Annotated in this window: 22 protein-coding genes; 3 read left to right on the forward strand and 19 right to left on the reverse strand. The window is 65.7% G+C overall.

Going from position 1 to position 21,245, the window contains the following annotated elements:
* Positions 1-5 precede the first annotated feature (5 nt).
* The 3 genes from greB to AC56K1_RS18590 all read left to right on the forward strand — a co-directional run bounded on the left by greB (position 6) and on the right by AC56K1_RS18590 (position 1,802).
* The gene (gene greB, locus AC56K1_RS18580; protein WP_497159276.1) at positions 6-575 is read left to right on the forward strand and encodes a transcription elongation factor GreB; all 570 of its coding nucleotides are present in this window, start codon (positions 6-8) and stop codon (positions 573-575) included.
* Positions 576-679: 104 nt separating this feature from the next.
* A complete protein-coding gene (locus tag AC56K1_RS18585; protein WP_497159277.1) occupies positions 680-1,270 on the forward strand; it encodes a biliverdin-producing heme oxygenase in 591 nt (196 codons plus the stop codon).
* 106 nt (positions 1,271-1,376) lie between these two features.
* Entirely contained in the window at positions 1,377-1,802 is a 426-nt protein-coding gene (locus tag AC56K1_RS18590) for a YciI family protein (RefSeq protein WP_497159278.1), read from the forward strand.
* 84 nt (positions 1,803-1,886) lie between these two features.
* Here AC56K1_RS18590 and AC56K1_RS18595 read toward each other — a convergent pair whose 3' ends face one another.
* The 19 genes from AC56K1_RS18595 to AC56K1_RS18685 form a co-directional block, all read right to left on the reverse strand.
* The gene (locus AC56K1_RS18595) at positions 1,887-4,163 is read right to left on the reverse strand and encodes an Ig-like domain-containing protein (RefSeq protein ID WP_497159279.1); all 2,277 of its coding nucleotides are present in this window, start codon (positions 4,161-4,163) and stop codon (positions 1,887-1,889) included.
* 13 nt (positions 4,164-4,176) lie between these two features.
* Entirely contained in the window at positions 4,177-5,235 is a 1,059-nt protein-coding gene (locus tag AC56K1_RS18600) for a tetratricopeptide repeat protein (RefSeq protein WP_497159280.1), read from the reverse strand.
* A 12-nt stretch (positions 5,236-5,247) separates the two neighbouring features.
* Positions 5,248-6,195 carry a type II secretion system F family protein gene (locus AC56K1_RS18605; protein WP_497159281.1) on the reverse strand — a complete coding sequence of 316 codons (948 nt, stop codon included), beginning with the start codon at positions 6,193-6,195 and terminating at the stop codon, positions 5,248-5,250.
* A gap of 25 nt (positions 6,196-6,220) precedes the next feature.
* Positions 6,221-7,192 carry a type II secretion system F family protein gene (locus AC56K1_RS18610; RefSeq protein ID WP_497159282.1) on the reverse strand — a complete coding sequence of 324 codons (972 nt, stop codon included), beginning with the start codon at positions 7,190-7,192 and terminating at the stop codon, positions 6,221-6,223.
* A gap of 9 nt (positions 7,193-7,201) precedes the next feature.
* Complete coding sequence (locus AC56K1_RS18615) at positions 7,202-8,563, reverse strand: TadA family conjugal transfer-associated ATPase (RefSeq protein WP_497159283.1); 1,362 nt, start codon at positions 8,561-8,563, stop codon at positions 7,202-7,204.
* Complete coding sequence (locus AC56K1_RS18620; RefSeq protein ID WP_497159284.1) at positions 8,545-9,822, reverse strand: CpaE/TadZ family protein; 1,278 nt, start codon at positions 9,820-9,822, stop codon at positions 8,545-8,547. The genes AC56K1_RS18615 and AC56K1_RS18620 overlap by 19 nt, the downstream gene beginning before the upstream one ends.
* Before the next feature lie 45 nt (positions 9,823-9,867).
* Complete coding sequence (locus AC56K1_RS18625) at positions 9,868-10,329, reverse strand: TadE/TadG family type IV pilus assembly protein (RefSeq protein ID WP_497159285.1); 462 nt, start codon at positions 10,327-10,329, stop codon at positions 9,868-9,870.
* Positions 10,326-10,781, reverse strand: coding sequence for a TadE/TadG family type IV pilus assembly protein (locus AC56K1_RS18630; protein WP_497159286.1), 456 nt, complete (start codon positions 10,779-10,781; stop codon positions 10,326-10,328). The genes AC56K1_RS18625 and AC56K1_RS18630 overlap by 4 nt, the downstream gene beginning before the upstream one ends.
* A 10-nt stretch (positions 10,782-10,791) precedes the next feature.
* A complete protein-coding gene (locus AC56K1_RS18635) occupies positions 10,792-12,030 on the reverse strand; it encodes a pilus assembly protein TadG-related protein (protein ID WP_497159287.1) in 1,239 nt (412 codons plus the stop codon).
* Positions 12,031-12,102: 72 nt separating this feature from the next.
* The gene (locus AC56K1_RS18640) at positions 12,103-12,390 is read right to left on the reverse strand and encodes a hypothetical protein (protein WP_497159288.1); all 288 of its coding nucleotides are present in this window, start codon (positions 12,388-12,390) and stop codon (positions 12,103-12,105) included.
* A gap of 8 nt (positions 12,391-12,398) precedes the next feature.
* A complete protein-coding gene (locus AC56K1_RS18645; RefSeq protein WP_497159289.1) occupies positions 12,399-13,922 on the reverse strand; it encodes a type II and III secretion system protein family protein in 1,524 nt (507 codons plus the stop codon).
* Positions 13,923-13,933: 11 nt separating this feature from the next.
* Positions 13,934-14,752, reverse strand: a complete 819-nt coding sequence (gene cpaB / locus AC56K1_RS18650) for a Flp pilus assembly protein CpaB (protein WP_497159290.1) — start codon at positions 14,750-14,752, stop codon at positions 13,934-13,936.
* Between the two features lies 1 nt (position 14,753).
* Positions 14,754-16,127, reverse strand: coding sequence for a DUF8689 domain-containing protein (locus AC56K1_RS18655; RefSeq protein ID WP_497159291.1), 1,374 nt, complete (start codon positions 16,125-16,127; stop codon positions 14,754-14,756).
* Between the two features lie 13 nt (positions 16,128-16,140).
* The gene (locus AC56K1_RS18660) at positions 16,141-16,716 is read right to left on the reverse strand and encodes an A24 family peptidase (RefSeq protein ID WP_497159292.1); all 576 of its coding nucleotides are present in this window, start codon (positions 16,714-16,716) and stop codon (positions 16,141-16,143) included.
* A 64-nt stretch (positions 16,717-16,780) separates the two neighbouring features.
* Positions 16,781-16,969, reverse strand: a complete 189-nt coding sequence (locus AC56K1_RS18665) for a Flp family type IVb pilin (protein ID WP_497159293.1) — start codon at positions 16,967-16,969, stop codon at positions 16,781-16,783.
* Positions 16,970-17,042: 73 nt separating this feature from the next.
* A complete protein-coding gene (locus tag AC56K1_RS18670) occupies positions 17,043-17,180 on the reverse strand; it encodes a hypothetical protein (RefSeq protein ID WP_497159294.1) in 138 nt (45 codons plus the stop codon).
* A gap of 341 nt (positions 17,181-17,521) precedes the next feature.
* Positions 17,522-18,214, reverse strand: coding sequence for a response regulator (locus AC56K1_RS18675; RefSeq protein WP_497159295.1), 693 nt, complete (start codon positions 18,212-18,214; stop codon positions 17,522-17,524).
* Between the two features lie 6 nt (positions 18,215-18,220).
* Positions 18,221-19,861, reverse strand: a complete 1,641-nt coding sequence (locus AC56K1_RS18680) for a GAF domain-containing sensor histidine kinase (RefSeq protein ID WP_497159296.1) — start codon at positions 19,859-19,861, stop codon at positions 18,221-18,223.
* Between the two features lie 755 nt (positions 19,862-20,616).
* Complete coding sequence (locus tag AC56K1_RS18685) at positions 20,617-21,096, reverse strand: VOC family protein (protein WP_497159297.1); 480 nt, start codon at positions 21,094-21,096, stop codon at positions 20,617-20,619.
* Between the last annotated feature and the right edge of the window lie 149 nt (positions 21,097-21,245).

Raw genomic sequence — 21,245 nt, forward strand, 5'->3', positions numbered from 1 at the left:
GAACCATGAACAAGGCATTTGTAAAAGAGTCCGACAACGACGACGATGACGGCGAAGCGCTGGCGCTCGCCCAGGCCATTCCTGCCGGGGCCAAGAACTACATCACCCCGGCCGGCTACCAGGCCATCAAGGACGAATTGCTGCAGCTGATCGACGTCGACCGTCCTGAAGTCGTGCGCATCGTGCACTGGGCCGCGTCGAATGGCGACCGCTCCGAGAACGGCGACTACATCTATGGCAAGCGCCGCCTCCGCGAGATCGACCGCCGCATCCGCTTCCTCACCAAGCGCCTCGATTCAGCCGCCGTGGTCGACCCCTCTGTCCACCATGGCAACGACCAGGTTTTTTTTGGCGCCACCGTCGCCTACCTGAACAAGGCGGGCGAGGAGCACACCGTCACCATCGTCGGCATCGACGAACTCGACCCGCTCAAGGGCAAGATCAGCTGGGTCTCGCCCGTGGCGCGTGCCCTGACCAAGGGCAGGGAAGGCGATGTGATCACCCTGCAGACCCCGCTGGGAGCCGAAGAGCTCGAGATTCTTTCCGTCGAGTATCCAGAGCCGATCGCGGATTGACCGGGTCACGTTGACCGGGTCACGTTGACCGGGTCACGCTGACCGGGTCACGTTGACCGGGTCACGCTGGTAAGATGAACGATTCGCCGATTGTCCCGTCTTTCATGAACCGTTCCCACGACGCCATGCGCGAGGCCGATGTCCTCGCCGCGCTGCGCACCGCCACCGCCGCCCGCCACGAGCGGCTCGACGGCGGCCTGCCCCTGTCCGCCGCCGAGCCTTCGCTGCCCGACTACGCCGGGCACTTGTTGATGGTGCGCGACTGGCTGCTGCCCCTGCAGGCCTGGCTGGACGGCTACGCCGACGGCCCGCAGGCCGAAGCGAGCCTGCCGGCTACCAGGCGCCTTGAATTGATGGAGGCCGACCTGCTGGAGCCCGGCATGCCGGCGCCGCAAGCGGTGCGGCCGGCCGCTGCCTGGCCCCCTGGCGCCAGTGCGGCCTACCGCTGGGGCGTGGCCTATGTGATCGAGGGATCGCAGCTGGGCGGCGCCGTGCTCCACAGTCGCCTGGCCCAGCGCTTCGCACCGCATCCGCTGCGCTACCTGCGCGGCGAAGCCGGTGGCCCGGGTCCGCGCTGGCGCGCCTTCATGCTGGCGCTGCGCGCGAACGTGCGCACGCCGGAGGAGATTGCCGAGGCCTGCGCCGGGGCCTGCGCAGCGTTTGACCGCATCCTGGAACTCACGCCGCAAAAATAATGCAAAAATAGTCCGCGCCGGTGTCGATTTCGCTTCACGCCGATCGTCGTACCGTCAACGGCAGGCGAGAAGCTGCCGTATTCAACCCAAACACACGGAGGATGCGATGCGATTCATGATTTTGCTGAAGGCGGACAAGGACACCGAAGCGGGCGTGATGCCGAGCGAAGAACTGCTCACTGCCATGGGCAATTTCAACGACGAACTGGTCAAGGCCGGGGTGATGCTGGCGGGCGAAGGCCTGCAGCCGTCCTCGAAGGGCGCACGCGTCCATTTCACCAAGGACGGCAGCGTGCGCGTGGTCGACGGGCCCTTCGCCGACACCAAGGAATTGCTGGCGGGCTTCTGGATCTGGCGGGTGAACTCCAGGCAGGAAGCCATCGACTGGGTCAAGCGCGTGCCGATGCCGATGGCGAGCGGCGAAGCGGAGATCGAAATCCGCCAGATTTTCGAGATGGAAGACTTCGGCGACACCATGACGCCGGAACTGCGCGAGCAGGAAGAGCGCCAGCGGTCCGTGCTGGCGCAATAAAAATGGCCGGGCAAAAGGCGCCCGCGGCCTTCCGCTCCGGCCAACGCCGCGCCGCTGGCGCACTCCAGCGGTGTGGCGAGGGGCTCAGTCGGTCACTGGATAAGATTTGCTTGTGACCATGCCTGAAGGCGACGTGACCTTGATGGTGAGGGCGCCGTTGGTGACGGAATTAGAACAGTACAGAGGCGGAGCGGAGGCTGGAGAGCTTTGGCTCGCGTCGCTCTGCATCTGCACCGTATAGATCCATACCTGTGCGCTCGGCTCGCTGGTATTGGGCACGGTATAGCTGCGTTCGCCGAGGATGGTGCCGTTCGATGCCGAGAACTCGATCTTTGTACCCGCCGCAAGGATATTTCCCGGCAGGTCGAACGGCAGGCGCAGCGGTTCTTTGCCAGCGCGGTTCAGCTCGAACACGGTCGGATTGGTATCGCGGATTGCCAGCTGCATCGTGACCGCCGTGTTGACGAAGGGCGTGCCATTCACGCAATGGCTCAGCGCGATCGACTCCGGCCCGAGCGAGGTGATGGCGGCCGTGCTGGTCGACATCACCTGGACCAACGCTCCGCGCGCATGAGTTACCAGGCGCGTAGCGCCGCCGTTCTGCTTGAGCACACCGTTATAGGTTCCATCGCCTCCGCTGTCCCAGCTGCCGTTGACGTTCGAATCGATGAAGATTTCGCCCGGGACACGTACCGCATTTCCGCTCGACCAGCCGTCGTCCGGACCGAGCGTTGTACGGGCCGGCTTCCAGTTGGCATCCGTCGCCCAGTTGGCCTGGGCGTTACGGTGGGTGATGGCGCGGTCGTTGCGGAACGGTTCGCCCAGGTCCTGGAAGGCATCGGAGTCCTGGAAATAGATATTGGTGCCGTTGGTGTCGACGAAGCTCTCTTCGCCCAGGGCATAGGCCAGCACGGTCACTCGGCCATCGGCTGGACGTGGATTGGCGGAGCAGAAGCGCACCGTGCACGCCCCCGGAATGCCTTTCTGCTGGATCACGGTGCCGTCCGTCAGCGTGGTGTTGACCAGCCCGGTCAGGCAGGAACCGTCGATGGTACCTCCTTCGGTGGTGAAGCTGACCGCTGTGCCGTCCGGCGCCGGATTGTTGAAGTGGTCGGCAAGACGCACCGTGACGAGCGATCCGGTCGGGGCGGGGCAGCCGCTGAAATTCATGCCTTCGACATTGAAGATCTCGGTCGCGATGGTGAAGCTGTTCTGGTCCGGCACGCCAGTGGACACGACCAGCTGGTCGGACATGGTCGTGATCGCCGTTCCGGGAATCGTCGCGATAATGCGCACCGGGGTGTTCACCGTGCCTCCGGCCACGGTCGTGCTTGCGGTGCCGTCCGCCCCCGTGGTGGACGAGGTGGGGTTGAGCGTCAGGCCGCCGACTGTCGTGGTGAGCGAGAAATCGATGCGCTGGCCCGATATCGGGTTGCCGTTGCGGTCGCGCAGCTTGAACACCACCGTGGACGATTCCTGGCGCCCGGCGCCACCCGTACCCTTGAGCGAGATGTTCTGCGGCAGTGCGGACACGAAGGCGAGCTGGCCAGGAATCGCAGCTTCGACGTTCACGGTGGCGGACTGGGTGGTGGTAGCGCCCGCCAGCACGGTCGAGGCCGTAACGACATCGGGCGCGCCGCAGCCCTTGTCGACATACGAGGTGGTCGCCACCCCGGCGATGGTCGTGACGGGCGAACTGATCTCCGCCTTCCCGGCGGCGGCGCAGGGCGACGTGAAGGTGACGGATTGGGCCGGCGCAAACGGCGTCGTGCCGTCGAGCAGGGTGACCGACAGGCGCGCGGTGCCGCCGGCGGGTAGGGGTGAGGGGCTGACGGCCAGGGTGCTCATCTTCAGCGCCGGGAAGCTCACGGCATAGCTCGTGCTGCCGCTGGCGCTGGCGCCGTCGCGCTTGGCGCTGGCGGTTAGCGTAAAGGCGCCGGCCTGCTTGCCGGCCGCAACGCCGATGCTGGCCACGCCGTTGGCGTCAGTGAGGGCGCTGCCGGTGACGGGCACCAGTACCGCGCTGCTATCGGTGCTCGTGAAGGTCACCGCAAGACCGGCCACCGGCTTGCCGACGCCGTCGCGTACCACTGCCTTGGCCACGCCCGGCGTCTTCGGCGACACCATGGTCGTCGGCGCGCCGTTGGCGTCGCTCAGCGTCACCGCCAGCGGCGCCAGCGCGGCCGTCGCGCCCGGCGCGGGCGCTGCCGACAGGGTGCAGGACGGCAGGCTGGGATCGCGGCTCGGGTCGAGGTTCTTGCAGGTGTCGTTGCTGCCGCCTCCGCCGCCGCACGCCGCCAGCAGGCAGGCGAGCAGGCTGGTGGAGGTGGCGGCGACTGCGCGGCGTGTCGTTGTTCTCATTGGCGCTCCTGGTCTATTGCATTGAATTGGTGGAAATGGGTGCCGCGGATGTGGCCAGTAGCGGCTTTGCCTGCGCGAGTGCGAGATGCGCGTCCTTGCCGAGCACGAGACGCATGCCGCCTGGAACCGCACTGCGGTCCGCCAGGCGCAGGGGCGGCTTGCCGCCCAGCGCCGCCTGCAGCGTGCGCGCCGCCGGTTCCTGGCCCGGCGCGAATTCAATGCGGGTCGCGGCCTGGTTGAACGGCGTCATGTTGGTCAGCCTGGTGGCGACGATGCCGCGCAGCGCGAGGGTTTTCTGGAAGCGCCGGGCCAGGCCGTCGGCGCCATGGCCGTTGGCGATTTCGAGCTTCGCCAATGCCGGTGTGGGCGCTGCCGCGCGCACCCGGCCGGGCGCCGCGATCGCAGGCGCCATCCGCAATTCGTACACGTTCGGCGCTGTCCTGACCAGTTGCATGCCGCTGTCGGCCGTCACCGGCGCGGCCGCCGGTGCCGCCGCCTCCGGGACGGGCTGCGGTGCCCCTGGGACCACTGGTGTCACTGGTGCCGGCAAGGCCGCGATCGTTTCAAGCGCCACCACCCCGCGTACCGCTGTCCCTTCCGCTAACCGTAGATTGTTGCGGGTGCGCTCGCTGCCCGGTTCGCGCGCCAGCGCCGCGCGGAAGGCCTGGGTGGCGGCCGCGTAATCGCCCTCGAGGTAGTACACATAGCCGAGGTTGTTCAGCGGCTGGGCCAGCGCCGGATAGTCGGCGCAGACGGCCAGCAGCATCGCCTTGGCCTGCGCCAGCCGTCCTTGCTGGGCGTGGATGACGGCGGCGGCGATGCGCGCCTCGGGCGCCTTTGGATCGCGCGCGCTGGCATAGGTGTAGGCGGTCAGGGCCAGCCCCAGGTCGCCCGCGTCCTGGTGGTAGCGCCCCAGCCGGTAGTAGGCGGAGGCGAGGTCGTTGGCGCCATGGCGTACCTGCTCGGCGGGCTGGAACATCAGCCGCATCTGCGGCGCGACGCCGGCGCACGACGAGAGCAGCGCAGCGGTCAGCAGCGTGGCAAGCGCAGGGGCGACGGGACGGATCGGCATGGTAGTGTCCTTTCAGTTGGCGCTGGCGCCGTTGAAGGTCGGCAGCAAGACGCGGTAGATCTGGATGAAGGCGGGGCCCATCAGCACCACCAGCAGGCAGGGGAAGATGAAGAAGATCAGCGGGAACAGCAGCTTGAGCGCGATCTTGGCCGCCTGTTCTTCGGCGCGCTGGCGGCGCTTGGTGCGCAGCTGTTCCGATTGCACGCGCAGCGAGTCCGCGATGCTGGTGCCGAAGCGCTCGGCCTGGATCAGCATCGCCACCAGCGCATCGACGTCCTCGACCCCGGTCCGCGTGGCCAGGCCGCGCAAGGCCTTGTCCTTCCCGCTGCCGGCGCGCAGTTCGAGCGTCACCAGGTTCAGCTCCTCGCTCAGAACCCGGCTTTTCAGGCCGATCTCGCCGGCCACGCGCGCCAGTGCCGCGTCCATGCCCAGGCCCGCCTCGACACAGATCGTCATCAGGTCGAGCGCGTCGGGAAAACTCTCGAAGATTTCGCGCTGGCGCCGCCCGATCATCCTTTTGAGGACGAAGTTCGGCAGGTAGTAGCCAAGGGCGGCGGCCGTCAGCACATAGAACAGCATGCCGGTCGTGCCCGTGTTGGTACCCCTGACGCTCAGGCCGAAGAAAACCGCCAGCGGCAGCCCGAGCGAGAGCACGGTCTTGGCGGCGAAGAAGACCACGGGCGCCCACGGATGGCGATAGCCCGCGTTCATGAAGCGCACGCGCACCGCCGAGTTCCCGGCCTCGTCGTCGGGCAGCGACAGGCGCGCGACTGGCGTGGCGGCCGCGACCATCTTTTCCAGCCAGGGCGGCGGGCCGGAGCCCGGCGCGTCCGCATTCACCCCGACCGCGTCCAGCCGCTCCTGCAGGGGCGTGGTGGAGAAGGTGCGCATGCCGAGCAGGGCGATGCCGAAGACGGCAACGAAGACCAGCCCGACGAAGCCAAGTTCGAGAATTGTCATTGCATGCTCCTTGCGTCGTGGCCGCTCATACGCGGATCCTGACGATCCGGCGCATCACGAATACGCCGATGACCATCATGGTCAATGCGAAGCCCAGCATTTTTTGTCCGAACGGGTCCGTGAACAGCAATGCCAGGAATTGCGGACTGGTCAGCTGGATGAGCGCAGCCGCGGCAAAGGGCAGCAGGCCCAGCACCCAGGCCGACATCTTGCCCTCGGCCGAAAGCACCCTGACCTGGCCCAGCAGCTTGATGCGGTCGCGGATGATCTTGCTGATGCTGCCGAGCAGTTCAGACAGGTTGCCGCCGGTATCGCGCTGGATCAGCACGGCGACGACGAAGTAGCGCAGGTCGGTACTGGGTACCCGGTTGGCCATGTTCATCAGGGCATCCGGCATCGAGACACCGAAGTTGACCTCGTCGAAGACGGTGGCGAATTCGCCGGCGATCGGGTTGCGCATCTCTTCGCTGACCATCTTCAGGGCGTTCGGGAAGGCATGACCGGCGCGCAGTGCGCGGCTCATCAGGTCCAGGGCGTCGGGCAACTGGTTCTCGATCTTGTTCAGGCGGGCATTGCGAGCGCGCAGCGCCAGTTGCAGTGGCAGGGTTGTCGCGGCGGCGGCGGCGGCGAGCTGGAGCGGAAAGGGCAGCGCGAACGAGTAGGCAAGCGTCCAGGCCAGCATGCCGAGGGCGAGCGAGACCCCCGAGAACCCGGCCACCGTCCACTGTTTCCCCGACTGCATCAACAGGCGGTCGAGCGTGGCCATGTGCGGCACGGCCGACAGCAACTTTTGCAGGACCGGATGGCTGCTCAGCGCACGCTTCTTGGCGAGGGAGACGCTGCGCTCGGCGTCGCGCGTGGACAAGTTGCGCACGCGGCGCGACAGGCGCTGCGCTTCCGGCCCCCGGCTCGCGTTCCAGGCCAGGTAGGCGCCCTCGATCAGGAACACCACGGCCACGAAGATCAGGATCGCGAAGACGAAGAACATGTAGTCCATGGCGGTTCCTCAGGCAAACTGGCGGGAGGGATCGAACACGCTCTCCGGGATGTTGACCCCGTAGTTGCGCAGCCGGTCGAGAAAGCGCGGGCGGATGCCGGTGGCGCAGAAGTGGCCGAGCACGGCGCCATTCTCGCCCAGGCCCGTCTGGCGGAAGGTAAAGATCTCCTGCATGGTGATGACGTCGCCTTCCATGCCGGTGATCTCCTGCAGCGACACGAGCTTGCGCTTGCCGTCGGTCAGGCGCGACACCTGCAGCACCACGCTGACGGCGGAGCTGATCTGCTGGCGCATCGCCTTGCTCGGCAGCGAGGCGGCCGCCATGCTGATCATGTTTTCCAGGCGGGTCAGGGCGTCGCGCGGCGTGTTCGCGTGGATGGTCGCCATCGATCCTTCGTGGCCGGTGTTCATCGCCTGCAGCATGTCGAGCGCCTCGCCGCCGCGCACCTCGCCCAGGATGATGCGGTCGGGACGCATCCGCAGCGCATTCCTCACCAGCGCGCGCTGGGTCACCTCGCCCTGGCCCTCGATGTTGGCGGGGCGGGTCTCGAGGCGCACCACGTGCGGCTGCTGCAGTTGCAGCTCGGCCGCGTCCTCGATCGTGACGATCCGCTCCTCGGGGCTGATGAAGCCCGAGATGACGTTCAGCATCGTGGTCTTGCCGCTGCCGGTGCCGCCCGAGATCAGGATATTGATTTCGGCCTTGCCCAGGCCCTGCAGGATCTCGCCCATCCCGGGCGTCATGCTCTTGTAGGCGACCAGGTCCGACAGGCGCAGCGGATCGGCGGAGAAGCGCCGGATCGACAGGATGGCACCGTCGATTGCCAGCGGCGGGATGATCGCGTTTACGCGCGAGCCGTCGGGCAGGCGCGCATCGACCATCGGGCACGACTCGTCGATGCGGCGGCCCACGCGCGAGACGATCTTGTCGATGATCTTCATCAGGTGCGCCTCGTCGGCGAAGCGTACGTCGGTGAGCTCGAGTTTGCCGCGCCGCTCGACATACACCTGGTTGCAGGTGTTGACCAGGATGTCGGACACGGACGGATCGGACAGCAGCAGTTCGAGCGGGCCGAAGCCGAGCATTTCGTTCTGGATGTCGCGCACCAGGTTGGCCCGTTCGACCTCGTTGATCGGGACGGTTTCCTCTTCGAGCATCAGCTCGACGATCAATTTCAATTCGTCGCGGATCTGCTCAGGCGCCAGTAGCTGCAGGCTTTCCAGGTCGACCCGGTCGAGCAGGCCCTGGTGGATCCGCCCCTTGAGCTGCATGTAGCCGGCGCTGTGCGAGCTGCGCTGGCTGGCTTGGGCGAGACCGCGGCCGGCGTTGCCTGCCAGGCGGTCGCGCAGCGTCAGGATTTCTGCATCCATACCTGTTTCTCCTCGAATGCCGCTTGCCTGATTGCGGGCGCCGGATGCTGCTCCGCCGGCTGCACCGGTGCCGGCTGGGCCGCGGCCGGCAGTGGTTCCTGCCTGGGCTTCTTCAACAGGCGCGCCAGCCAGCCCGCCGGCGCTGGGGCGTCGTCGCCGGCAATCCCGCGCGCGAGCGACGCCAGCGATTTCGCGATCGGGCTTTTCGCCGACAGCTTGAGCACCGGAATGCCCTGGTTGACCGAGGCAGCGGCCGCCTCGTAGTGGTTCGGCACCAGGCGCCAGACCGGCGTGGCGCAGGCCGTTTCCAGGTCCTGCAGCTTGATCTGGCCCTTCTTCTCGTGGCGATTGACAATTACCTGGACCTTCGCCGCGGGGTAGCCTAGCGAACGGAACACGCTCAGCAGGCGTTTGCCGTCGCGCACATAGGGCAGGGTGGTCTGCAGCACCGGGAAGATGGTGTCCGCCAGGTCGAGCGCCCGCACCCCGACCGGATCGAGGCTGCGGCCGACGTCGAGGACCACGAAGTCGTAGTGGCGGCGCGCCAGGTTCAGCAGGGTGTCGATGTGCTCCGGCTTGACGTCGCCCGCGTGCACCGGATCGTCGGGCGCTGCCAGTACCGAGAAGGTCGAGGTCACCGCCATCATGCTCGAGGCCAGCAGCGAGGCATCCATGCGGTGCATCTGCAGAGCCACGTCGGCCAGGGTGGCAAGCGGTTTCTGGTCGGCCACGAACAGCGAGGCATCGCCGAATTGCAGGTTGAGGTCGATCAGGGCGACGCGCTGGCCGCATTCGGTCGCCAGTGCATACGCGATGTTCGTGGCCAGGAAGGTCGCGCCGCTACCGCCCTTGCACGAGACGAAGGCGAGCACCTTGCCGTTCGCATGCTGGTGCGCCGACAGTTTTTCGCGCACCCGCGCCACCGCCGGATACAGGGCGGTAGCGGTGACCGGCGCCGGCAGCACTTCGCGCACGCCGGCGCGCATGGCGTCGACCATGAATTCCACCGTGTGCAGGGTCGACAGCACCATGGTGGTCATGCTCGGATGGGCCGCCCCCAGCCCTTCCAGGCGCGACAATTCGCCGCCTTGCGGCTGGTCGAGCAGCAGCAGGTCGGGCATGGCCGTGCCGGCGTTGCTGCTGAAGCGTTCGAGCGAACCGGCGACGAGATTGAGTTCGTCGCCCGGACTGCGCTCGCGCAGCAGCCGGGCGATCTCCAGCAGGTGTTTTTCACTACGCGATACAACGGCGATTTTCACGATGACTCCTTTGCGTGACCAGGCTGGATGTTGGGAGCGGAATATTTATTCGCACACCGGATTGCTGACCTCGGCGCCGGCCGGTCCGAACGCGCTGCGCATGCTCTCCCTGGGTAGCGTGGTACGAAACGGCGGATGGGCGATTCTGAGCGGCATACCTGGAATGTGAGTGGCGACGCGGGCCGGCAGGATCGACACCTCGACCCCGCGGCAGGTGGTCGTGATGCAGCCGGCGGGCTCGTAGGCGATCACGATGTTGGACGCGGCGACGGCCGGGAACAGGGCGGTCATGCGGCTGCGGATGGTGCTGTCGTCGAGGTCGCAGACCACGGCCAGCCGCGCGCCCAGCCGGGTCGCCTCGGTCGCCGCGTTCCAGTAAAAGGCGATGCGCGCGAATTCGATGATCCCGAACAGCAGGGGAAACAGGATGAACACGGCGACCAGCGCGAACTCGACCGCGGCAACGCCGCGCTGGCCTGCGATGGGCGGGCAGGAGCGCAGGTTCATGGCGCCTGCTCCATCGTGGCCTGGATCGGCGAGAAGACGACGTTGGGGACGAATCCGGCCGCGGCGCTGCGGAAGGTGAATCCCGAGACCTCGACGCGGACCAGGTTGAGCACGCCCCGCCCCGTGGTCTGCAGGTCGAAGGTATCGGGGTCCGTCGTGCGGTCGCGCACCCGGACATAGTCGAGCGACATGCCGGCGACGAGCGGGGGCCGGCCGCTGCAGCTGGTGGCGCCGCATACCACCATCGACCTCGCTTCCAGCATCCGGGCGGCGTCGCCCGGCGCGAACTGCGACAGGTAGCGTGCGCTGTCGCGCACCGCCTTGGCCAGCGCGTTGTACTGGTAGACGGCGCGTCCGAATTCGGTCACGCCGAACAGCAGCAGGACCAGCAGCGGCAGCAGCAGTGCCATTTCGATGGCCGCGGTTCCGGATTCCCTGTTCACCTTGCGCATGGCCGCTCTCCTATTGCACCAGGGTCGGCACCAGCGGGCCGTTGACGCCGCCGGGGACGCCCGCGCTGCGGCAGGGGCTGCCCGGGGTGTTGGCCAGGCCGCGCCACTCCAAATACAGGTTGCCCGTGCTGCCGTTGGACATGGGGTTGAGCATCAGCACGCAACCCATGGAAAGGATCCTCACGCTGGCAGGCGACCTGTTGCACTCCAGGATAGGCACCGGGATCAGGCGCCGCTCGGCGCCGTATTGCAGGTGCTCGGCAGAGGTCAAGGGCTGCCTGCCCGGGATATTGCCGGCCGCCCCGGACGGCGCGTATTCGTTCGGCTTGAACGGGGCATGCGCCGCCTGCTTCGAGCGGTAGTCGGCATAGGCCGACTGGCCGATGCCGATCACGGTGCCGGGCGCCTTGCTGGGATAGGCATAGCCGGTCTTGTCCGGGGCGACGTCCGCGGGAACGTAGCCGTTGCCGCCGTTCGGATAAATGCCGAAGCGGGTATTCCAGGCGCTCTTCGCACCCTGCTTGACGCCTTCCTCGCGGATGTCGTTGCCGACCGCGATGCCGCATACCGAGCTGTTGCCCAGCAACTGGTCGCGCACCTCGCTGGCGCCGCCCGCGCTGGGCGTGAAATCGACCCAGCGGAAATTCCCGGCCAGGCCCGAGTCGTCGCCGTTGTTGCTGCCATTGAAGGAGCTGACGATCCATTCGCCGATGGTGCCGTAGCCATAGTTGGGCGGCGTTGCGTTTTTCGAGCACACGCCGATCGGCGCCGCATTGCAGGAGGTCTGGCCGGGCGCCAGCGTTGCGACCGCCGACGCCGCGACCGTATTCGGTTGCGACCTGCCGCGCACCTGCATGAACCAGTTTGCGATCGGCGCCGAACGGGCAATGCACATGGCGAATTTCGCATTTGGATTGGCACCCGCCGCGCGCGACAGGTAGGCGCTGTTGGGCCCGATGGCGGTATGGAAGCGCACGTCGGCAGGCGCAATCGTCACGGCGCCCTTCTGGAAATTGCTGACATTGCGGTTGCCGACGAAGATGCCGGCAGCCTCTGCATCGGCGAGGAAAGACGCTGGACAGCCGGCTCCCCCGGCCGGATCGCAGGCCAGCTTGCCGGCGGCGGCCAGTGCGCAGGAATCGACCGCATTCTGTAATTCGGTCTTGTTGACGAACAGGTGCCCGAGGTCGAGCACGACGCCGCCGAAGCCGAGCAGTATCGCCAGCACGAGGGCAACGATGATCGCCACTCCGCCGTCCTGGCGGCCAGGAGGGCGGCGTGACGCGGGGAAGGGATAGAGGCAATCCATGGCCGTCACCGCTCAGCGCGCGCCCCCGACGCCGATCGTGAATACGTTCGGCTGCGGCTGCGGAGCGCGGAACGATTTCTGATAGGCGTCGTAGGCGCTCTTCGCTTCCTGGCCGCCGATGCCGTTCACGGTGGCCTGCTTCGAGCCGGCCAGCGGATCGAGGACCTGCTGGGCCATCGTCAGGGCAATGCGGTGGCCGTAGGGAAGCGCGGCCGGGCGGTTGGCGCAGCCCGGCAGGGCCAGCAGGGTCAGCAGGGCCAGCAAAATCGGCCCGGTATGGCGTGGATGGCGCTTGGTCATGATCGCTCCTATTTCAGGTCGAAGCCGGTAGGGCCGGGGGCGGCCGCGGTTCGGGCCGGTTCGGCCTTGCTCTTGCCTTCGAGTTTGCCGCCCAGGAAAAGCTGGCTGCGGCTCGGCTCGACATAGCCGTCGGTCGGCAGCTTGTAATCGGCCGGCAAGGGCTTGACCAGGTGCGGCGTGATGATGAAGACCAGTTCCGAACGGTCGGTCTGGAAGTCGGTGCTGCGAAACAGCGCGCCCAGCACCGGTATCTCGCCCAGCACCGGGAAGGCCTTCACGTTGGTGGTGACGTTATTCTTTATCAGCCCGCCAATGGCGAAGCTCTGGCCGTCGAACAGCTGCACCGTCGTAGTGGCGCGCCGCGTGGTGAACGAGGGCAGGATCGCCGTTCCGTTAATCCCGGTCGCGGTAATCCCGATGCCTTCCTTGTTCAGGTCCGACACTTCCGGCGCCACTTTCAGGTTGATGCGACCGCCCGCGAGTACCGTCGGCGTGAACTTGACGGCGACCCCGAATTCCTTCTCCTCGAGGGTGATGGTGGGAATGCCGTTGTTGTTGACCTGGCTGACCGGAATGAAAATCTTGCCGCCGGCGAGAAAACTCGCCTCCTGACCGCTGATGGCCATCACCGTCGGCTCGGCCAGCACTTTGATCAGGCCGTCGCGCTTCTGCGCGTCGATGGTCAGAAAATTGCCGGTCTTGCTGCTGAAGGCGTCGAGCAGGCTCGGGTTGCTGCTCAGCAGGTTGGACAGGAAGCTGTAGGTCCAGCTGCCATTGGTGCGGCTGGCGCCCATGCTGACGCCGAGCTGGTCGGCCAGGGTCTTCGAGATCTCGGCGACCCGCACTTCAAGCATCACCTGCTGGGGCGCGGCGACCGAGGTCATGTTGATGACCTTCATCGTGGCCTGCTGGCCGCCCGCGCCTGCCGTCGCGGCGGCGCCACCGGCGGCGGCCCCTGCGCCGCCTTGGCCGCGCTGCACATAGGCATTCGCCAGCGCCATCATCTGGTCCACCTTGGTTACGTCGGACACCATCCCCGACAGCACGAGGGTGTCGGCCGCGGTGGTGATCCTGACGTCCTTCTCATCGGCCAGCAGCTGCTCGAAGCGTGCTGTCAGGCCGCTGGTGTCGAGGTCGACCGCGATGTCGATGATGGTGGCGTCGTTGGCCTTGTTCCAGAGGATAAGGTTGGTGCTGCCGACAGACTTGCCCAGCATGTAGAGTTCGCTGGGATTGAGCAGGATGACGTCCGCGACTTTCGCGTCGCCGACCGACATGCGCGTCGCTGGGAAGGGCAGGCGCATCAGGGTCGACTTGCCCTCGGACAGGGTTACCTTCGGCGCCAGCGTCGACACGCCGCTGCTGCGTGGCGCCGCCGCCTGGGCCGGCACACGGGCCGGTGCCTTCGCCGCGGCGGCGGCGGCGAAGGCCGTTTCCGGCGTCACCATGCCCCCGTAGCAGGCCAGCGTTGCCAGCGCCGCCAGTGCCGTGCGCCTGGCGCTATTTGTCGTCATCGTGTCGGTAGCTTGCATGATTGCTCTCTTTAAAATTGTTGGGTGCTGCGCTCGAGGCCCTTGATCACGTCGACCTTATAGCGGGACTCGCGCACCAGCACCGCCTTGCGCACCGCCGGCGCGCGCAGGACGGCCGGACGAACCAGGCCGAGCAGCGCATTCTTGGTCGCTCCGCTGGTGCCGACCGGATCCGGGTCGATCTGGTTGCGCAGCACCAGCGAGAGGGTGCCGACGCTGCGTGCGAGGTCGAGTTTCTCGGTCTGCTCGGGCGACAGTTCGAGCGTGACGGCATTGACCACCTTCGGCTTGGTGTCGTCGCGGTTCGGGTCCTGGGCGATCGCCAGCACCAGGATGCGTTCGAGGACGATCTTCGAGATCGAGGCATCGCCATTCGATCCAGCCTTGGCGTCCTCGCCCTGGGTGTTTACCAGGATGTCGACGAAATTGCCGGGAAGGGCGAAGCCGGCGACGCCGACCACGTCGTTCACGCGTACCGTCATCGCCCGCTTGCCGTTGGCGACCACGGCGGACAAGCCGCCCTGGGTGCCAGGCGGCGCCAGTTTCGCTTCCATGATCGGTTCGCCCCGTTGCAGGGTCGAGCGCGCGACGCGTCCGCCGAGCGGCTTCGGGTCCGAAAAGGCGCCCGGCGGCATCGCGCCGGCCGGCCAGTCGACCATCCTGATCATCTCCGGCGCAATGCGCGCGCCGAGGCTGATGTCGACCATCGCCACCGCGACCTTGGCCGTGTTCGATGCGCGCCCGTTGATCCAGCTGACCGCGGCGAACACGGCCCCCAGGGCGAGCACGAGGGCAATGCCGAGCATGATGATTCCACGGGTATTTTTCATCTCATTCACCTTCGGTGCCAGTGGCCGGCGCTGCTTGGACGCCGGTGAAAAAATTGTTCCATGCCCAGTCGAGGGCGTCCGGGGTGAGCGCCGGCGGCACGCCCTCGTAGGCGGCGCGGTCGCGTATCTGGCTCAGCAGGTCGCGCGGATAGCAGGCCAGCAGGGGCTGGTCATCGCGCGCGTGCCGTTCCGTCAGCAGCCAGGCGAATGCGGCCTCGTCCCAATCGATGCCAAGGCCAGCGCAGGCTTCGATGAAGATCCGGCGGTAGTCGTCTTCGCAGAGCGGGCCGATGTGGATCTTGTAGCCGATGCGGCGCAGGAAGGCGCCGTCGCCGAGTTCGGCAGGCGGCAGGTTCGACGAGAACACGACGATCACGTCGAAGGGCACTTCGAACTTGTAGCCGGTATGCAGGGAAAGGAAATCGATCCTGCGGTCCATCGGCACGATCCAGCGGTTGAGCAGGTCGGCCGGCGAGCAGCGCTGGCGGCCCAGGTCGTCGATGATGAAGATGCCGTTGTTGGCCTTCAGGTGCGGCGGCGCCTGGTAATAACGGGTGGCGTGGTCGAACTTCAGGTCGAGCATGTCGAGCGAGAGTTCGCCGCCGGTCAGCACCGCCGGGCGCCGGCAGCTGACCCAGCGCGCGTCGCCTGCGGCGCGCCGGAACGGCAGGCCCGGGACCGGCGCGGCCTCGGGCGGCAGGTGCACGACCGGATCGTAGACCTGCACGACCTCGCCGCCGACGTAGACGGCGTGGGGCACTGCAATCGCGCCCGTCAGCAGGTCGGCCAGGCGCTCGGCCAGGAAGGTCTTGCCGCTCCCGGCGGGCCCGTGGATGAACATCGCGCGGCCCGAGTTCATGGCCGTGCCGAGCTGGTCGAGGATGGCCGGGGGCACCACGACCTTGTCGAAGCCGGCCTGCACGGCGGCGCGCCCGATGCGCATCGTGGCCACGCTGCGCGCGACGACCGCGTCGCCGTAGCTCTCCAGCGTGACCGGGGCCGGGCCCGTGTAGCCGCAGCGCGCCAGGAATTCGGCGCCGCGCGCACGGCCCAGGTCGGTCAGCTTGTAGCAGACGTCGGCATCGGTCCCGGTGGCGCCGGCGCGGCTGATCTCGCACAGCCTTTCGGCGCGCAGGTAGACGATCAGCGGGTCGATCACGCCGACGCCGAGCTTCATGCGCGAAGCCAGCTCGGTAATGCGCAGCAGGCCGCCAAGAAACAGGGTCTTGACGGCCAGTTCGGCGAGGAACAGGAAGGGCAGGCCGGTCTGCGCCACGGTCAGTGGCGCGGCTGGCAGAATGGCGTGCGGCTCGCGGCGCGGTACGATGGCATCGGCGCCGATGGTGCTGTCGAGGGGCGAAGCGAGCGTGTCCATGATCGGGTACTGGTCAGTGCAGGAAAACGAGCTGGGCCAGGGTGCCGGCGGTGATGGCCACCGCATATGGCATGTTACCGACCGAAGCTCCCGGAGGCAGCGCGGCGGACCTGGTGTGCGTGAGACGGTTGATGTGCTGCTGGATGAGCATGCCGCGCAGGTTGCCGAGCAGCTCGGGCAGCATGCGTTTGCTGGCGGCCATGGCGAGGGCAAACAACCCTCCCGCGACCATGCTGGCCAGCACCGCGCCGAGGACGCCGTCCATGCCGAGGAAGGCGCCGATCATGCCCATCAGTTTGACGTCGCCGGCGCCCATGACGCGCATGACGTACATGGGCAGCAGCGCGGCAATGCCGACGGCCAGGCCGGACAAGGCAAAGGCGGCGCCTGCGCCTTGCGGCGCGAGCGTGTGGAATGCGGTGGCGCCTGCCACGCCGGAGGCGACCAGCCAGTTCGGGATGCGGCGCTCGCGCACGTCGACCACGGTGGCTACCAGCAGCAGCAGCAGCAGCACGGCAAGCTGCAGCGGCAGGACGAACGCACCCGGCAAACGGAGCTGGCCGGCGCTGATCTCGATAAAGGTTGGCATGGCGGATCCGGTGGGAAGTTCGAATCCCGCCCCGCTGCCGGGGCGGGGAGAGGGCAGCCTGGCTTCAGGAGCCCGACGCCGTTGCCGCCGCGGTTGCCAGCTTGGCCGAGATCACTTCGAAAATCGTCTTCAGGCTGGTGCCGGCGCTGGTGACCGCTGCGATGATCACGACCGAAATCAGCGCGGCGATCAGGCCGTATTCGATTGCGGTGACACCGTCTTCTTGCTGCATGAAGTTCTTGATCATTTCCATGATGTTTCTCCAGGTTGTCCGTCGATAAGTAATGGATGAGGTTGTCAGCGCCTTGTCGGACCATCGCTCCGTCCTACAGCAACGCGAGTATCGCGAGGATGCAGACGACGGCGACGAGCGACCAGGCCAGGGCATGTTCATACTCCAGACTGCCCGGCATCGCCCGCATGAATTCGCCGATTGCTGCCGGTAGATAGTCGTGAAAGTACATGTCTGCCCTTCCGCTTCTGCCGCACATCGCTCGGGATTTCATCAGGCGTCGACGCCAGCGCTGATGTCTCACTGTAGGTCTTCGCTGACACCGGCGCATCGCACATGCGCCCTTTCCGGGAGGAGCCTGTTGAACCGTTTTTCTGGTCCGGGCCGATGACAAATGTCATGGTCTCAAAAGGACAAACTACGCATCCTCACGGGAAGCAACCAGGATATTGATGACTAATGGCAGGTGCCTGCACCCCAAGGAAGTGCCGAGGGCAGGCGTGCGCGGGAGTGGTGAACCGGGACGAGGCCGTGGGCATCCTGGATGCGCGGCGCTGGGAGAAGAGCGACGAATCAGTTCGATTTGCTACGGGTGCCATGCCTTACTGCATACACATACAGTTCGAGCCGGTTGCTCACGCCAAGCTTTTTGTAGATCGTGACCAGGTGATTGCGCAAGGTGTGCTCGGAGATGAACAGGTTCCCGGCGAGCGCCTTGTTGGTCAAGCCGTTGCCGTCCACGATGGCGTCGACGATCTTGCGCTCCCTCAGGGTGAGCGAGTCGAGCTTCAGGACATGGGGGTCGGGTGGCGGCGGCGTGCGCGGGCGGGTCAGATCGCTGAAGATGCGCGCCATCATGTCGTTGGCCAGCCACATCTCGCCCTGGTGTACTTTTTCGATGGCGCGCAGGACGATCTCCGCGGGTGCATCCTTGCGCAGTACGCCGCGTGCGCCGGCCACGATAGCGCGGTCGAGCACGGTCTGGTCGCGTACCCCGGTGAATACCAGCGCGCGCGATACCCCGCTGACGAGCAGGGCAGGGAGGAAATCGAGCGAGCATTCGCCGCCGAGATCGATGTCCAGCAGGATCACGTCGGGTGAATGCGTGGCTGCGTGCTCCAGCGCCTCCTCCCGGTTGGTGGCGCATCCCACGACCCACATGCCATTACGCTCGCTGCCGATCAGGCGTTCCAGGCCCCACAGCATGGTTTTGTGGTCATCGACCAGCAGCACGGAAATAGGTGGGCGGGGCGCGGATGTCGTCATGGTGGATTAGAGGGGAATGTCGATATGGACCGTTGTCTTGCCCTGGGAACTGCCTACATAGGCAAAGCCGCCCAGTGTCGCGGCCCGCTCAGAAATCGAACGCGGGGTAAAAGGGCTTGCCGGGCCCGCCGGACATTCGTTCTCGATCCGGATATGCAGCCAGCCGCCGTTGCGATGCAGGATGACGGCGCCGCGCCTGGCGGCTGTGTGGCGCCGGATGTTGCTCATTCCCTCGCGGACGAGCTGGACCACTTCAGCGCCGAGGCGGTCGTTGATGTGCAGCGCCTCATGGCCGCATAGGGTAATGTCGAGCTTATAGTAGACCTTGAAATGGGCCGCGTGCGCCTCCAGGGCCAGCAGATAACCTGGCTCGTCGGACATCGGCGCTGCCGAGGTCACGGTGGCGAAGCGGCGCAGGTCGCGCACGAAACTGTCCGCCATGTCGGCAACCTGGCGCAACTCAGCCGCAATCGGGTTTTCGTGGCCAGCCTGGCGGATCAGTGCCTGCAGCGCATGCGACAGCCCTATATAGGGCTGCACCGTGGTGTCGTGCAAGTCGTTGGAAAATTTCTTGCGCTCGCGCCGGCCGGCGTCCGATGCCATGCGGTCGAGCAGCGCGATGTTCTCGATGACGGGAAAGGCCTGGGCTGCCACTTGGGCAAGAAACGCAGCGTCTTCCTGATTCAGGCCTGCCCTGGCCGAGATGACGAAGATCCTTCCTTCGCCATCGCGCAAGGGAATGGGCGCGCAAATAAAGCTGCGCGCTCCCAGCAGGTCGGCAAGCTGGCGCCCCATGTACACGGGAACGGATTGCCATTTGCCGCTGTCTTCGTCCCGCGTACGCAGTGACTCGCCCCATGCGGTAAATTCGTAAGGCGGGGCGTTGTACACGGCGCTTTCGCGGGGAGACACACAGGACAGGGCGACGGCCAGTTGCTCGTCTAACAAATACTGGTCGACCATCGACGGTGTTCCGCTATTGCCTGTCGAGCGCAGGCGCCAGACACCGGTTGCGCTATCCCGCATCAGCGCCATGCACGCGCTTGCATCGAAGAAGCTGCGCGTGTGTTCGAGGACCGACGCGATCGTGTGATCGACGCCGAAACGGGGATTGGACAGTCGGCTGACGTCGCGCAGCAGGGCGATTCGGCGCCGATTGGTGAGAAGGGCTTCGCCCCAGTGGGCCACCATGTATCCCAAGCCAATCAGGAAGGCCGATCGCAACAGCACATTGGCCAGTATCTTCTCGTCCAGGCTAATAATGCCGGACAGCAGGAAAAAGGCAGTGCATGCGAGTGTGACGCGCGCTCCCTCGTCGTAGCCCCAACGGAAAGCCGCGGTCGCGATGACAAAGAAATACAGGAAGAAGAAGCCTGCCAACGGACCCGTAATGGCCACTACCAGGCTGAACCAGAACACGTCGAGCCAATGCCCCATTCGGGGATACCGGATCGCCTTGCCGGCCTGGAATAGGATAAGGAGGACGATACTTTGCGCGGAATACCCGTAGAACACGAGCATGGTGACCGGATGCGGCCGGCCCAATCCATCCGGATCGATCATGACGGTAAACAGGGTCGCCAAGGCGAGTATGACCCGCATCTTGCCGATCAGTGTCTGTTCATCGACGTCCGGACAAATGGACATGTGGTCGCGGCATACATTGCCCAAATTGCCTCCCACGAAGTCTTGGAACGACGAGTCAAATTTGTCTGAACCCCTGAAACCATTCCTTATTGCACCAAGCCTTGCACGACCGACTCTCAACCGATGCGCATTGCTCTCAAAGGATCCTCAGGGGAGTCAATACAAAATGTTTGTGATAAAGATATACCATCTTTACCGTTCTATTTACTGGAATGTGATAAATATTGCAATGACTATGTTGCTAGCATACGCCAGTGCTCGCTAGATGTGATAAAGCGTGAAATTTATAGGTGGGCAAATATGTGATTTTCCTGTTTACGAGAGATCACCCGACTGCGTAGTTATTACTTTTTGACAATTCTTTTCGCTTTTGCGAGACGAGAGTGGGTCTTCAGGCCGATGCCCTGGAGGACTGGCGTTGATGGAAGAACCGACCTCGACTGTGGCATGGAACGCTGGGGAACGCCTGCCGCCGCCAAGGCATTAGGCGCTGATGTACGACTCCGTGCGTAGTTCACAGGACGATTTCGTTGATGGGCATCGCGTAAAGTGTACGGGGAAACTCGTCGAGCCGAACGGCGTCATCCGGCCGAGCGCCAGACTGCTTGAGGGAGCTGCTGTCGTGGAGGAGCAGATGGCCGCCTGTCTTGGGTGGTCGGCACCTGTAGGCCCGGCACGCAGTTCGCGCTGGCCCCGGCCAATTAAAACGGGGAATGGTGCAGAAACAGGTCTGGCAACCGGGCCTTGACTCAGGATCAACCGCGCCGGGCCGCCTCGATCGCGGCGACATCGATTTTCGTCATCCGCATCATGGCCTCGAAGGCGCGCTTGGCCGCTGCCTGGTCCGGGTCGGTATACGCCTCGATCAGGACACGCGGGGTAATCTGCCACGACAGGCCCCATTTATCCTTGCACCAGCCGCACTGGCTCTCCTGGCCGCCGTTGCCGACAATCGCATTCCACAGGCGGTCGGTTTCCTCCTGGTCGTCGGTCGCCACCTGGAACGAGAACGACTCGTTGTGGGTCATGCCCGGGCCGCCGTTCAGGCCCAGGCAGGGAATGCCCATCACCGTGAATTCCACCGTCAGGACGTCGCCCTGCTTGCCGGCCGGGTAGTCGCCCGGCGCGCGGTGGACGGCCTTGACTGCGCTGTCCGCGAAGGTCTCCGCATAGAACTGCGCGGCCTCCAGGGCGGCGCCGTCGTACCAGAGACAAATCGTGTTCTTGCTGACCATGTTGGTTCTCCGATGGGCTGATGGATATTCAGCTTAAACCAAGCGGGGCGAATGGTCTTCAATCGAATGGAGTAAGGCGCCGGGACCAGCATCGGGACTGAAAATTTCCTCGTTGCAATACCTTGAGTGGATCGCTATAATTTCCAGAA

The sequence above is a fragment of the Telluria sp. ZB4P37 genome (assembly GCF_059685855.1).

Coding starts and splice junctions, on each gene's coding strand:
- greB (WP_497159276.1), top strand. CDS start 6: ATGAACAAGGCATTTGTAAAAGAGTCCGACAACGACGACGATGACGGC.
- AC56K1_RS18585 (WP_497159277.1), top strand. CDS start 680: ATGAACCGTTCCCACGACGCCATGCGCGAGGCCGATGTCCTCGCCGCG.
- AC56K1_RS18590 (WP_497159278.1), top strand. CDS start 1,377: ATGCGATTCATGATTTTGCTGAAGGCGGACAAGGACACCGAAGCGGGC.
- AC56K1_RS18595 (WP_497159279.1), bottom strand. CDS start 4,163: ATGAGAACAACGACACGCCGCGCAGTCGCCGCCACCTCCACCAGCCTG.
- AC56K1_RS18600 (WP_497159280.1), bottom strand. CDS start 5,235: ATGCCGATCCGTCCCGTCGCCCCTGCGCTTGCCACGCTGCTGACCGCT.
- AC56K1_RS18605 (WP_497159281.1), bottom strand. CDS start 6,195: ATGACAATTCTCGAACTTGGCTTCGTCGGGCTGGTCTTCGTTGCCGTC.
- AC56K1_RS18610 (WP_497159282.1), bottom strand. CDS start 7,192: ATGGACTACATGTTCTTCGTCTTCGCGATCCTGATCTTCGTGGCCGTG.
- AC56K1_RS18615 (WP_497159283.1), bottom strand. CDS start 8,563: ATGGATGCAGAAATCCTGACGCTGCGCGACCGCCTGGCAGGCAACGCC.
- AC56K1_RS18625 (WP_497159285.1), bottom strand. CDS start 10,329: ATGAACCTGCGCTCCTGCCCGCCCATCGCAGGCCAGCGCGGCGTTGCC.
- AC56K1_RS18630 (WP_497159286.1), bottom strand. CDS start 10,781: ATGCGCAAGGTGAACAGGGAATCCGGAACCGCGGCCATCGAAATGGCA.
- AC56K1_RS18640 (WP_497159288.1), bottom strand. CDS start 12,390: ATGACCAAGCGCCATCCACGCCATACCGGGCCGATTTTGCTGGCCCTG.
- AC56K1_RS18645 (WP_497159289.1), bottom strand. CDS start 13,922: ATGCAAGCTACCGACACGATGACGACAAATAGCGCCAGGCGCACGGCA.
- cpaB (WP_497159290.1), bottom strand. CDS start 14,752: ATGAAAAATACCCGTGGAATCATCATGCTCGGCATTGCCCTCGTGCTC.
- AC56K1_RS18655 (WP_497159291.1), bottom strand. CDS start 16,127: ATGGACACGCTCGCTTCGCCCCTCGACAGCACCATCGGCGCCGATGCC.
- AC56K1_RS18660 (WP_497159292.1), bottom strand. CDS start 16,716: ATGCCAACCTTTATCGAGATCAGCGCCGGCCAGCTCCGTTTGCCGGGT.
- AC56K1_RS18665 (WP_497159293.1), bottom strand. CDS start 16,969: ATGGAAATGATCAAGAACTTCATGCAGCAAGAAGACGGTGTCACCGCA.
- AC56K1_RS18670 (WP_497159294.1), bottom strand. CDS start 17,180: ATGTACTTTCACGACTATCTACCGGCAGCAATCGGCGAATTCATGCGG.
- AC56K1_RS18675 (WP_497159295.1), bottom strand. CDS start 18,214: ATGACGACATCCGCGCCCCGCCCACCTATTTCCGTGCTGCTGGTCGAT.
- AC56K1_RS18680 (WP_497159296.1), bottom strand. CDS start 19,861: ATGTCCATTTGTCCGGACGTCGATGAACAGACACTGATCGGCAAGATG.
- AC56K1_RS18685 (WP_497159297.1), bottom strand. CDS start 21,096: ATGGTCAGCAAGAACACGATTTGTCTCTGGTACGACGGCGCCGCCCTG.